Raw genomic sequence first — 12,813 nt, forward strand, 5'->3', positions numbered from 1 at the left:
AAAAGCAGTTTTCGTGCTCGCAGCGTAATCCAACATTGATTGAATCGGCTATTTGTGGGGAGTATGGAATTGGAGCCGGTAGCTCATCGCAGGAAAACTGGCGCATTAAACCATGGGTTCTCGCGCTGAAGCGTCGGCGATCGGATGTGGTTGATGGCTAGGTTTCGCTCGTTTTGAGCAATCTATTCAGCTCTCGCGTGATTTATCCGAGATAATCTCGCTGCCAGTAACGAGGTATTTTTTTCGCTATTGCGAGTGATACCGGCTATAGTAGCGTTCAGAACGGTACTACCCAAAATTCCGGTTGCAAATAGTAGTTGTTCTCGCCAAATATCGGCCTCGACTGGATTGGTAATGGTAACAGTCGTTGATGCTTTTAAAAATCTCTCGGCCCATGACAGGAGCAATCGGAAATGCCTGAATTGCTGATCGAGACCCCAGGCAAACAAATCCATCGCCGGCGCATTGAGGAGTTGCTGAACAAGTCAGAGGGTCCAATTCGCATTGCCAGTCCGTACATCACCGAGACCGACTTGCTGGCGCGTTTGGCACAGCGCGATTCTCGCATACTGACCAGCACAACGCCCGAAGATTTGGCCCGTACCAGTTCGTCTCTTTCAGCACTCGGCGAGATTCTTCGCTTGAATATCCCCTGTTGCTATTACGACGATGGATTTCTGCACGCCAAGGTCTACATCTTTGGCGAGAAGTACGCGATCGTCTCATCGGCGAATTTCACGAAAAGCGCTTTGGGCGAAAATCTGGAGATTGGCGTGCAACTGGATGGAGCGGAGGTGGCCGAATTGATTCGTTGGTTCGATGGTCTCTGGAATCCTGACCAATTGCTTACGATTGAAGAATTGGAGCGAATTCGGCCCCAGGTAGAAGCGGAAGAACTTGCGAAGGCCGCTGTTCCTGAATCTCAAATTGAGGGTTGGCGTTTTGAGAAGCCGGCCGGTAATGAACAGCCAGAGTCGCACGATTTCGTTGAGAGCGAGTACCCGGATTCTCCCGAACTCATTATTCATCCTACGTCGAAACTTATATCTCTCCTGAGAATGGATAGACCAGGCTGGGTATGCAACACGAAGCGTGAACCGCCGAATTATCCGCTTCCGATAAAGCTCGAAGAGTTGATGCGCCGGCGCTCTCTCGCCGCAACCTGGCAGGATAATGTAGCACATAAGCAAATGCGCCTTGTGCAAGAAGACGATCTGGTCTTAATGCACGGCAATAAAGGCGGAGCAGATTTGCCTGGATTGAAAAACGGAATCGTTGGAGTTGGGCTCGCCAAAGGCAGTAGTTTTCAAGCGCTCGATGGCTACGATCCTGAACGACTATCGATGGCGGAGCTCGGAGACTTCGGGCCATCGGAACTTGAAAAACATCCGGAGTGGCGAATTGGCATCAAGGAGTGGCTGTTTTGGGATCCTAAGAATCCGATCGAAATAGACGGGACGCAAAACAGTTTTCACGAACTGAAAGATGACCGTCGGAAAACGGTCATCCAGCGCCTCCGAGCCCGCCTCGCCGAACAAAAATAAATCCCGAGGCAAATTCTCCCCCACCGGACCAAATGTGTCCGCCACCTCTTCCATAATCCCCAAAGTCACCCGCCAAACCTGCTGCTCAAATGGCTGTTCGGCGACCCCGCGATGGGATAAAATCGCGGCGTTTTCCCTTTTCTCCCATTGCATGACGCACCGGGCGCCTCAGACAAGAACGTCATCCCACCATGGCCAAAAAGAAAGCCGCGGCGAAGAAAGACTCTTCGGCCGCCAATATCGGGTTTGAAGCCAAGCTCTGGCTCGCCGCCGATAAGCTCCGCAACAACATGGACGCCGCCGAGTACAAGCATGTCGTGCTCGGGCTCATCTTTCTCAAATACATCTCCGACGCCTTCGCCGAGCTGCACGGCAAGCTGATCGACGGCGAAGGGGACTACGCCGGCGCCGATCCCGAAGATCCTGACGAATACAAGGCCGAGAACTGCTTTTGGGTTCCGCCAGAAGCTCGCTGGCATTTTCTGCAGGATCATGCCCGCCAGGCGAAGATCGGCAAGATGATTGACGACGCGATGGTCGCGATCGAACGCGACAACGTCCGCCTGAAGGGAATTTTGCCGAAGGACTACGCCCGGCCGACCCTCGACAAGCAGCGGCTCGGCGAATTGATCGACCTGATCGGGACGATCGGCCTCGGCGACGCTGAGAACCGCAGCAAAGATATTCTCGGCCGCGTTTACGAATACTTCCTCTCCGAATTCGCCAGCGCCGAAGGCAAAAAAGGGGGCCAGTTCTACACGCCCCGCTGCGTCGTTCGCCTGCTGGTCGAAATGCTCGCTCCGTACAAGGGACGCGTCTACGATCCCTGCTGCGGCAGCGCCGGCATGTTCGTGCAAAGCGAGAAGTTCGTCGAAGAGCACGGGGGCCGCATCGGCGACATCGCCGTCTATGGCCAGGAATCGAACCCGACGACCCGCCGCCTGGCGATGATGAACCTGGCGATTCGCGGGATCGAAGGGGACATCGGTCCCGAGCATGCCGACACCTTCCGCCGCGATCTGCACAAAGATCTGAAGGCCGACTACGTGCTGGCCAATCCGCCGTTCAACGATTCCGACTGGCACCGTAGCGAAGAAGACGTCCGCTGGAAATATGGCGTCCCTCCCAAGGGAAACGCCAACTACGCCTGGGTGCAGCACTTCGTCCATCACCTGGCGCCAGGCGGCTTCGCCGGCTTCGTCCTGGCCAACGGCAGCATGAGCAGCAACCAGTCAGGCGAAGGAGAGATCCGCCGCGCGATCGTCGAGGCCGACCTGGTCGACTGCATGGTCGCCCTGCCGGGGCAACTCTTCTACAGCACGCAAATTCCGGTCTGCCTCTGGTTTTTGACCCGCGACAAAAAGGACAAAAAACGCCGCCAACGATCGGGCGAAACCCTCTTCATCGACGCCCGCAAGCTCGGCCAACTGATCGACCGGGTCCATCGCGAACTGACCGACGAAGAACTGCAGCGCATCGCCGACACCTACCACGCCTGGCGCGGCGATCTGAAGACGATCAACCCGAAAAGCAAGGTCAAGAAGTACGAAGACGTCCCCGGCTTCTGCTTCTCGGCGACCAAAGAACAAATCGCCGAGCATGGCTACGTCCTGACGCCGGGGCGCTATGTTGGCGCCGAAGAGCTGGAGGAAGATGACGAGCCGTTCGAGGAGAAGATGGCCCGCCTGACGCAACACCTTTCTGAGCAATTCGCGGAAGGCCGGAAACTGGAGAAGGCGATCCAAGCAAATTTGAAGGGGCTAGGCTATGGCTTATGATCCTCACAAACCGTTCAACGATCTCCCCCTGCTTCCTCCCAAAGAGGAACTGGAGACCAAGCCGGTTCTCAAGAGCTGTATCGCCGCCAATACTGCCCTGGCCGAACTGAAGGGAGCGGGCGGGCTGATCCCCAATCAAACGATTCTCATCAACTCGATTCCGCTCCAGGAAGCCCAATCAAGTTCCGAGATCGAGAACATCGTCACCACCCAGGACGAGTTGTTCCGCGCCGCGGCCGGCGCCGAGGATCTGTCCGATGATCCGGTGACCAAGGAAGTTCTCCGCTATCGGTCGGCGCTGAAGCTGGGGGGAGAACTCCTGAAAGCAGGACCCTTTCAACTTTCGGTGCTGCAGCAAATCTGCTCGCACCTGAAAGGGGAGGAGATGGCGTTTCGTAGCGACAAGCTCGTACGGCTCTCCAATCCCACCACCAAAGAGGTCATCTATACGCCTCCACTCACCCAGGCCGTCATTCAACAAAAGCTCGAGAACCTGGAAGCCTTTCTCACTGCTCCCTCCGATCTCGACCCCTTGGTGCAGATGGCGGTCGCACATTACCAGTTCGAGGCGATCCACCCGTTTGAAGACGGCAACGGCCGCACCGGACGGATCCTCAACTTGCTGCTGCTAGTCGATCGCGGCCTGTTGGAGATCCCCGTCCTCTACCTCAGCCGTTTCATCATTCAGAACAAGCAAGACTATTACTCCGGCCTGCTGGCCGTGACCGAAACGCAGCAGTGGGAGCCGTGGCTCTTGTACATGCTCGAGGGAGTGACCCAAACGGCCCGGTGGACCACCGCCCGCATCCAGGCGATCCGCCAATTGTTCGACGAAACCTGCGAACTGGCCCGCGAAAAGCTCCCCAGCCGGGTCTACAGCAAAGAGCTGATCGAACTGATTTTCGAGCAGCCGTACTGCAAAGGGAAGTTTGTCGTCGATCGGGGGCTGGCCAAGCGGCAAACGGCCGCCGACTACCTCAAAGAACTGGAAAAAGCCGGCCTACTGACCAGCGAAAAGGTAGGCAGGGAAACGATTTACCGCAATCCGTCCCTCCTCGAAATCCTAAAAAAGGGAAATGTCGACGATATCGACACATAGCAGTTTTGTGTCGATGAAATCCTATTTTGTCGACATATTTTCCGGATGTGTCGAAATCATCGACCTATTCAAAAGACGTGTCGAAGCCGCAAGAGATCGATCAAACGTGTCCCTATTTGGAGAAAACGTGGACATGTTGCGGGGTATATGTCCACGACTTGGACATGTCGTTTTGACGGTAATTGACCAAGGACCAGCGCCATCGCCAGAGCATTCATCCCAATTTATCGATCACCCAAGATCAAGGCGGTACGGGTACCAATTCCCAAGCCGTCGGCGAATCTGTTCGCCCGGATCATTCGCAATCCGACCAATCCCAATCGGCCGATGCGCGAGCGCAGCTGTGCCGAGATGCTCTGCGTCGTTTTGCTCAACTGTCCGCAGCTTCGCACCTTCATCTTCCAGCAGTTCGCCGATCAATGCGGCTGGCAAGATCTGCCTCTGGCGGAACTCGACTATGAGATTGAAACCGAACAGGCCGTCGGCGGCAAGCGCGACGACCTGCGGATCGTTGGGTTTGATCGCCACGATGAAACGCATACGCCGGTTTTGCTTTGGACGATCGAAATCAAAGTGCAGGCCGGCATTCATCACTCCTCCGGCGAGACCTACGGCGAAGAGGAAGAGCCGGTCGAAGATTTCGCGGCGTCGGTGACGCAGCTAGAAAACTACGACCGTTGGCTCGAGGTTCAAAACGTCGCCGCCGACCGCAAGGCGGGCATCGTCCTCTCCATTCCTTCGCACGCCCACCACATCGCCGAACTGGTCGCCGCCGGCAAGCTCCGGCCCCGTTGGCATTGTTTGCGTTGGACCGATCTAGGGAATTGGATCGAACAACAGCTCGAAACCAATTCGCTAGCTCCCAACGAAAAAGTCTTCGCCGAGCATCTGCTGGGCTTTCTCTTGAGATATTTGCAGGACCCAAGCGAAATGAGCGACCACCGCATCGACATCGAAGATCTCGCCCTGATTCGGGCCTATGCGCAGCAAGGGAAAGCGTGCGCCAGTCGCATTCATAGTCTCGTTTCGCCGCTGCGGCAGGTTTTCGAGCAATCCGGGATTTGGTTCGAAAAGGTGGCGCATCAAAAGGCCCTGTTCCGCCCCAGCGTCCGGAGCATGGTTTGGGGTTACTTGGTCCCCAACGGCAAACGCAAGCCGACCATGGAATTATCTCTATGTGCCGGGATACATCGCGACGTCGCTCGAGTTTGGATCGAGGTCAGCCCTAGTTCCCCCATTAGCAGCCAAGTTAGAAACGCAGTCGCCGATCACTTCGAGGCCCTGCAAAAGCGAAACCCGGAGTGGACGATTCCCGATCCCGAAGAATCGACCTGGCGCGTCGTCAATATCGTCAAGCCGTTGGCCTGGTTATTGATGCAAGAGGATCAAGCGGGCGCCGTAGCAGAGTTTGTCGAAGGCTGCCTGGAAGATCTGAAGCAGGCTGGCGTTATCGAGGCGGTGCAACGGGCTGGAGCGAGCGATGCTTGATTTCTATGTCGATAAGTTTTCCTATCGCCTTGATCTGAAGCTGTTCAAGCCGAGGGGCAAGGTCAAGAAGTGCAATGACGTTTTCGGGGCATGACTCGTGATGAGCGCGAGCTATCTTTTCTGATTGCCGATTTCGCCGATATCGGTTTGCCAGTCTCCAGCATGGTTGGTGCGGCGCATCAAGACCCGCAAACCTTTCTACGCCATCGAGACTGGAAGGGAGCGCCCGAACCACTCCGCGAAAAGCTGAAGCGGTTCTACAGTTTGGGCGAATGGCTCGACACCTACTTTAAAAGCCGGGGCGACTGGGAGCGCGCTACGTTGCTCAAGAATGGCGCGACGAAAAAGCATCTACTGGAATTCTTTGGAGCAGACAAACAGTTGTCGGACATCACTCCCGGTGACGCTGACGAGTTCCACCGCTACTTGCCGACGGTCGAAGGGATCAATTCAGCGGCGACGGTTCACAAGCATATCCAGACTGCCCGTACCTACTTCCGAGCGGCGCTACGAAAGCGCCTGCTGGATGAAAACCCGTTCGATGGCGTGAAGACTCGCGACAACGTGGGCGACGTCCATTTCGTCACGCCGGAAGAGACGGCCAAAGTATTTGAAGCGTGCTCGTCGACCCAGTGGCGCCTAGTGTTCGCATTGGCTCGATATGCTGGCGTACGCGTTCCCAGCGAGCTGAACAACTTGCGATGGGACGACATCTTGTGGGACCAGAACAAGATTCTGATTAGAAGCCCCAAGACGGCCCGTTACGGCAAGGCGGAGCGGTTCGTGCCTATCTTCAAGGAATTGAAGCCCTACTTGGATGAGGCCGATGCGAAAGCCCAGGGTGGCGAAATTTACGTCGTCAACGTGACACGCAAGAAGAACACCCTTAACGCCGCCTACCTGCGAAAACGGATGCGGATAATCATCGAGCGGGCAGGGGTGGTTCCGTGGCCCAAGTTGTTCCAGTCGATGCGGTCAACGCGTCAGACCGAACTGGAGGCCCAGTGGCCGACGCATGTGGTGTGCGGCTGGATGGGCAACAGCCCGCGAATTGCCACTCGGCACTATTTGAAGACGACCCAGAGCGATTACGACACCGCAGCAGCGGGAAAGGCCGCTGAGGATGCTGGCGAAAAACTGATGCTGGATTTGATGCGGCAGATTGCGGATATGTCGGGAATATCGGAGCAGGGCAGTTTAGGCGATATGTCGGAAACCGAGATACGACAACAACTTGCCTCTATTTGCTCCGATTCCCCCTCTATCCAGGTAGGCCAGGCAGGACTCGAACCCGCGACCAAGGGATTATGAGTCCCCTGCTCTAACCGACTGAGCTACTGGCCCACGACGTCTTACTGCTCGGAGGAGAGCAGTTCGGCGCGAAGGTTCATGGTACTCGGTTGGGGGCTGGGCGGAAATCCCTGGCTGGAGGCGCGTAACTTGTTGGCTGGTAGGTGGTTCTTGCCGGAATTCGCGGTTGCGCCAGCGTGCCGAGATGGAGGAGAGATCGCCGCCGCTGGTTTAGCGGACCGGGGCGGGGGCGGTTTCTGGGGTGTGGCGGTAGTGTTCGATCGCCTGGCGGGGGCTCAGATTGAAGATCGTGCGGCCGTCGGTCATCCAGTTGCCGTCGACGTACGAGAAAACGGCGGTCGCGGCTCGTAGATTCGAGACCGCTTCGACCTCTTCCATCTCGCCCCCTTCGATCGCTTCAAAGCTGATCGTAACCGCTACGAAGGCACGTAGTTGGTCATTGGCCGGATCGCGGGCAAATTGGACTTCGGACTGGAAATCGCACTCTTTCCAGATCAAACCGCGAGGGCGTCCCGATTGGCTGGCGATCGTTTCGAACTTCGCTTCCAGAAACTCGCGTTGCATCGAGAATCGCTTGCGTGCCGAGACGAAATCGACGCGGGCATTCTTCTTTTGGCTCTTCGCGCGCAGCCAAACTCCTAGGGCGATCGCGGTGAAACCGATCACCGCGAGACCGACGGCGATATAAAGAGAGGTGGCGTCCATTAGGCCACTCGCCGATTGCGGCGAGCCAGAGGGAATGACTGTGCCATTGATTTTACTGACGCGCGGCGATGAAAATCAACCATTTCGCGGTAAACTGACAGACAATGAACCTGTTTGTGCGCGTAAGTCCCGCCGTCTTGACGACTTCGCTAGATTCTCCTCTCCCCTCGGCTTTGCATGACCATCTCGCTCGAATGCCCCGGCTGCCATCGTCTGCTCGAACTGGACAGCTCGCCGACCGGAAACGTCCGCTGTCCGGCGTGCGGACATCAATTCAAGGCGGAGGGGCAAAGCGAGAGACCGCCGGTTCCGGCGATTGCGTCGCTCCGAATTCCAGAGGGGCGAATCTACGGACCCATGCCGGTGGATCAATTGGAAGAGTGGGTCTGCCAAGGACGCGTCGATGACAAGTGCGACGTGAAAATGACGCTGGATGGCCCGTGGCAAGGGGCGGCCGCCGTCTTTCCGGTACTGCGATTGCCGCCGGCCGTAAGCAGCGGCAATCCGTTCAAAGCGGCGCCAAGGGTGAACGTGCCCGGCCCCACCGGACCGCGGCTTTCGGAACGCGGGGTGATGATCGTCCTGTTTGGCATCCTGGGTTGGGTTGGCTGCCCGGTGTTCGCCGTGATGGCCTGGGGAACCGGCGCCGCTGACCTCGAAGCGCATCGCCAGGGACGACTCGACGCCGGCTCGGTTCTACCGACGCAGATCGGTTACTTCATGGGCGTCTTCGCCACGATCACGTGGGCCACGTTGATCTTGGGAATGGTAATGATGATTTTGTTTCATCAGTTGCTGTAAGCGGAATCGTTCTTTATTTGTCGACTAAGTCGAAGACGAAATCGCTTGGGCCTTCCTTCGACACGTCGACGGTCAGGCCCGACTTCATGAAATCGGAATAGCGAGCCGGGACATGATAGACCGCTTGGCTGCGTAAGATTCTCATGCCGGTTGGATCGTTGGGGTCGCTTTCCTCAATCAACTGACTCTTATCGACGGCGACTTTGTATTGTCCCGGAAAGACTCCGTCTCCCGGAGCGCTGGTCCCCATCCGCGCGACGCCATCGGAACCAGTGAGACCGTTGGCGTATTGTCCATCGTCGCTGACGAAGATGACGACCGCCTCGGCGATGGGGCCCCCCTTGTAATTGATTTGCACCTGGACGGGGACTTTGTTGGGATCCAGTCGCGGACCGCAGCCAGCGCTGACCAGCAGCGCCGCCGCTGCACATCCAGAGAGCAGGGCGGCATGAATCGATCGAATGCCAATCATGATGATTTCTCCAACCGCTTGAGATGAACTGTCGTTGAGTGGAGGGAAGCGACCGTTAGTTGGAGTAACTAATCGCTTCTCCGCCGGCCTTGGTGCTCATCGCGCCCCAGACGCCGTAAGGACTGGGAGAACTGGTGTCGGCGTAATCCCGATAGTTCGCGCCTTGATTGCCGGTATCGACAGTGTCGCTGATGAAGCGAACCGAGCCATCCATGAAGCCGGCGTTGACGCCGCCCGGATGGTAGCTAGTCGGGGAGAGCAGATATTGGCTGCCGCCATGGCTGGTGCCGTCGGAAATCAAAACCGAGTTCGGCGGCGTGGCGGCGGTAACTGCCGTGAAGAGAATCGCCCCATCCCAGGCGCGGAAGCCGCGCAAAGGTTGGCTGGAAAAGACCCCGACCGTCGAAATATATTGCTTGGTCGTGCGGTCATACAGCGGAGTCAGCGAAACGGGAAGCCAACTGGTCGCGCTCGGCTTGGTGACGATCGCTCCGAAGCTACGATTGGACGCGGGACGAACCCCTTCGGAGGTTCCCATGGTATTGCTGGTTCCATCGATGATCGACGACATCCGTGACCAGGCGTCGTTCAAAAAGACGCCGGAGTTTTGCGTGCCGGAAGTATAGGTGCCGCCGGGATAAGAACGGTACGGGCGATCGCCGGCAAAGAAGTAGTAGTCGGCGATGCCGGCCGTTTGCGTCGGCGCTTCCGGCGATTCGGTCGGGCCCGCATTGCTGGGGCAAAGGAAAGAATCGACGGTCGACTTCCAAATCGGATCCGAGCTGTCGTACGACCCGACGGCCGAGGCCATCCCTTGATCGTAAAGGGCGTTTTGTTCCATGAACGGCAAGACGGCGAAGCGAGCGTTCAGGCGATTGTTGCCTGCATAGCTCGCGGCGCCTTTGGGATTACCGGCACGCAGCGCCGGGAACGCATTGTAGGCGTCGTGATAGAGCTGAATCGCCAGGCCGAGTTGCTTCAGGTTGTTCGTGCATTGCATTCGGCGAGCCGCTTCCCGTGCCTGCTGAACGGCAGGAAGAAGCAGGGCGATCAAGACGCCGATGATCGCAATCACGACCAGAAGTTCCACCAGGGTAAAAGCATTTCGCCGGATGAGAGTCATACGAAATTCCCTGAAAAAGAAAAGGATATAATTGAATTGCCCTATTCTTAATGCCCTTTCGTTTGCGAATCAACTTCTAAGAACTTAAGGGTTTACGGCGTCAGCCGCTTCATCCAGGGCTATTAATGCGTCGGTAGTGTTCGTTGAATGGCCTGGACATTGTCATAATGGGGGTTGGAATTACACAGGCTTGGCGGAGGGAGTGGCCGTGCGTGTGAAATTTCTCTGGAAAAAAGAGATAATATGCAGGGCAGATGTCGCGTATTTCCCCCGCGGACGTTGGGGGGAAGGCGTTTACTAGGCGGAACGCCTCGGCGGTCGATTCGTATTGGGCGGCGCCGGAAAAGTAATCGATTTGAATTTCAGCTCGCTGTCGGAGCCACGACTCAGCACATTTGCTGGATCCAGGAAAACTCTTCGCCGCTCGGATTCAGAAAGAAGTAGTGAATGGTAGCGTCGCCGCAGTTCCAATTCTCGACGTCCAGCGAGTCAACCTGTAGCACAAACGAATCAAGCCACGCCACGCAGCCATTCTGTAGCCAGCCCGGCCAACCGCCCAGACGAGAAAGTAGTTTCTCATCATGGTGCAAGAGCATATCTCGATCATGGTCGACCAGGTATGCGGTGATTGCTGGAGGAAGGTCGTTTTCGTCGGGATAGACGGCATCGGATGGTGCAAAGGTCAACGCCGCTGGCTCGTCGAGCGGCGAGCAGGGAGGTTGGACTGATACGAGCGTTTCACCGGGACGGTAAGCGCGTAGCACGATGCCTTCTCCCAACTTCTGTGGAACGTCGTCGACAGCGAAAAGCGTTATCAGCGCAAACTGCTTGAGTGGACTATCGGCGAAGGGAATCTCGTTGCAGTCGATCTGTAGGATGGGATGGAGGGGCGTTCCCTGAAATGAAGGCCACTGCTCCGCTTCGCCAAGGAAGCCAACATGGTTCCAATACGACCCGATCTCGGCCCGATCTATGCTGGGGCTGACAGGCTTCTTGTTCAATCGCAGGGTGGGCCGACGCATCTCCGCTAGGACTTCGTCGATTCGGCTCGAAACCTCTTCGGTTTCGATTTCGATGTACGGTTTGATTGCGGCATTGAATTCCGGATTGCGGGTCGTGTCGAAGGCGGATCGAGGATATCCCCAGTAGAAGACGCCGACGATTTTCTCGTTACCAACTTCATCCCACTTCCGCCAAGTCCCGTGAAGTTGGTCCAGGTGGTACCACTGCTCCTCGACGAGTCGGCCGTCTTCAGTCCATTGCCGGAAGTAGCCTTCTTTGCGTCCGTTCTTATGCAGTCGTTCCCAATTCTTGTTTCCATCCGCAAAGTAGACGGTCCAGCGACCGTCTAGCTTGTCCCCAACGTATTCCTGTTCGCACCACTTCCCGTCGTCGTAATGCGTCGTGCGAATTTCTGACATGCTCTACCCTGAACTCGAGTGTGGAAGTCGCGGCCAGCCTGGATTCGCCAACTCGATGGTTGAAAAGGGGGAATGGCCGAATGGCTGTGGCGAAATTCGGCCGGTAGCGACTCCGGCGGAGTTTTGCTAGTTTACCAATCAACAAAACAGTCGGCTTCACCGACCCCCTAATTCGAACACAGATTTTCCAGATTGGTTTCTATCATGCCTATCTTTGGCGCCCACATGTCGATCGCCGGCGGCTACTACAAAGCGGTCAACGCCGCTGCGGAAGAGTCGATGGGGTGCGTTCAGTTGTTTACCAAGAATAACAACCAGTGGCGGGCCAAGGATATCACCGACAAAGAGGTGAAGCTGTTTAAGGACGCGTTGGCCGAGAAGAAGGTTGGGTATCCGCTGTCGCACGCTTCTTATCTGATCAACATGGGTTCGCCCAAGACTGAGCTGTGGGAGAAGTCGCGCGACGCGATGATCGTTGAGCTGCAGCGGGCCGATCAATTGGGGATTCCGTACGTTGTCGTTCATCCGGGCGCATATGTCGACAGCAGTGAAGAAGAGGGAATTGCGGCGGTGATCAAGGCGCTCGACGAGGTGATCGCGGCGACCGCGGATCTCGATTCGATCTGTTTGCTAGAAACGACGGCAGGGCAGGGGAGTTGCCTGGGGCACAAGTTCGAGCACATCGCGGCGATGCTCGACGGTGTGAAGAAAAAAGATCGGGTCGCCGTTTGTCTTGATACGTGTCACATCTTCGCCGCCGGATATCCGCTTGGTACGAAGAAAGAATACGAAGAGACCTGGAAGCAGTTTGAAGATTTGATCGGCGTCGACAAGTTGAAGGCGATCCATCTGAACGACAGCAAGAAGCCGCTCGGCTCGCGCGTCGATCGCCACGAACACATCGGCCAAGGTTGCTTGGGAGAAGAGCCGTTTCGTCTGCTGCTGAACGATGCGCGATTCAAGCAGATGCCGATGTATCTGGAAACTCCAAAGGGGGAAGAAGAGGGAGAGACGTACGACTCCCGCAACATCGCGACCCTCCGGCGGCTGTTGAAATCATAAACGTGCGTC

At 56.7% G+C, this 12,813-nt stretch carries 11 protein-coding genes and 1 tRNA gene; 7 read left to right on the plus strand and 5 right to left on the minus strand.

Annotated features, from left to right (window positions below; all coding sequences use genetic code 11):
* Positions 1-518: 518 nt before the first annotated feature.
* The 5 genes from LOC68_RS08590 (at position 519) to LOC68_RS28755 (ending at position 7,220) form a co-directional block, all read left to right on the plus strand.
* Positions 519-1,544: a phospholipase D family protein gene (locus tag LOC68_RS08590; protein ID WP_390623361.1), complete on the plus strand. Its 1,026-nt coding sequence runs from the start codon at positions 519-521 to the stop codon at positions 1,542-1,544.
* A gap of 191 nt (positions 1,545-1,735) precedes the next feature.
* Complete coding sequence (locus LOC68_RS08595; RefSeq protein ID WP_230217730.1) at positions 1,736-3,322, plus strand: class I SAM-dependent DNA methyltransferase; 1,587 nt, start codon at positions 1,736-1,738, stop codon at positions 3,320-3,322.
* Positions 3,312-4,421 (plus strand): Fic family protein, encoded by a 1,110-nt coding sequence (locus LOC68_RS08600; RefSeq protein WP_230217732.1) that lies wholly within the window; start codon positions 3,312-3,314, stop codon positions 4,419-4,421. The genes LOC68_RS08595 and LOC68_RS08600 overlap by 11 nt, the downstream gene beginning before the upstream one ends.
* Positions 4,422-4,748: 327 nt before the next feature.
* Positions 4,749-5,909 (plus strand): hypothetical protein, encoded by a 1,161-nt coding sequence (locus tag LOC68_RS08605; protein WP_230217734.1) that lies wholly within the window; start codon positions 4,749-4,751, stop codon positions 5,907-5,909.
* 162 nt (positions 5,910-6,071) lie between these two features.
* On the plus strand, positions 6,072-7,220 hold the full coding sequence (locus LOC68_RS28755; protein ID WP_390623362.1) for a tyrosine-type recombinase/integrase: 1,149 nt from the start codon (positions 6,072-6,074) through the stop codon (positions 7,218-7,220).
* Here the strand turns inward: LOC68_RS28755 and LOC68_RS08610 are convergent.
* Both LOC68_RS08610 and LOC68_RS08615 read right to left on the minus strand, forming a co-directional pair.
* Positions 7,180-7,253 (minus strand) — tRNA-Ile (locus LOC68_RS08610). The two genes, LOC68_RS28755 and LOC68_RS08610, sit on opposite strands and share 41 nt — an antisense overlap.
* Before the next feature lie 177 nt (positions 7,254-7,430).
* Positions 7,431-7,925: a hypothetical protein gene (locus tag LOC68_RS08615; RefSeq protein WP_230217736.1), complete on the minus strand. Its 495-nt coding sequence runs from the start codon at positions 7,923-7,925 to the stop codon at positions 7,431-7,433.
* A gap of 177 nt (positions 7,926-8,102) precedes the next feature.
* Here LOC68_RS08615 and LOC68_RS08620 point away from each other — a divergent pair, with 177 nt between their 5' ends.
* Entirely contained in the window at positions 8,103-8,726 is a 624-nt protein-coding gene (locus LOC68_RS08620) for a hypothetical protein (protein WP_230217738.1), read from the plus strand.
* Between the two features lie 13 nt (positions 8,727-8,739).
* On the opposite strand, the gene LOC68_RS08625 is transcribed toward LOC68_RS08620, so the two are convergent.
* The 3 genes from LOC68_RS08625 to LOC68_RS08635 all read right to left on the minus strand — a co-directional run bounded on the left by LOC68_RS08625 (position 8,740) and on the right by LOC68_RS08635 (position 11,742).
* The gene (locus LOC68_RS08625) at positions 8,740-9,198 is read right to left on the minus strand and encodes a hypothetical protein (RefSeq protein ID WP_230217740.1); all 459 of its coding nucleotides are present in this window, start codon (positions 9,196-9,198) and stop codon (positions 8,740-8,742) included.
* A gap of 55 nt (positions 9,199-9,253) precedes the next feature.
* Positions 9,254-10,321: a DUF1559 domain-containing protein gene (locus tag LOC68_RS08630; RefSeq protein WP_230217742.1), complete on the minus strand. Its 1,068-nt coding sequence runs from the start codon at positions 10,319-10,321 to the stop codon at positions 9,254-9,256.
* Between the two features lie 386 nt (positions 10,322-10,707).
* A complete protein-coding gene (locus LOC68_RS08635; RefSeq protein ID WP_230217744.1) occupies positions 10,708-11,742 on the minus strand; it encodes a hypothetical protein in 1,035 nt (344 codons plus the stop codon).
* 204 nt (positions 11,743-11,946) lie between these two features.
* Between LOC68_RS08635 and LOC68_RS08640 the strand changes: the two genes are divergently transcribed.
* Positions 11,947-12,804 carry a deoxyribonuclease IV gene (locus LOC68_RS08640; protein WP_230217746.1) on the plus strand — a complete coding sequence of 286 codons (858 nt, stop codon included), beginning with the start codon at positions 11,947-11,949 and terminating at the stop codon, positions 12,802-12,804.
* Positions 12,805-12,813: the final 9 nt, after the last annotated feature.

The organism is Blastopirellula sediminis (assembly GCF_020966755.1).
GTDB classification, from domain to species: domain Bacteria; phylum Planctomycetota; class Planctomycetia; order Pirellulales; family Pirellulaceae; genus Blastopirellula; species Blastopirellula sediminis.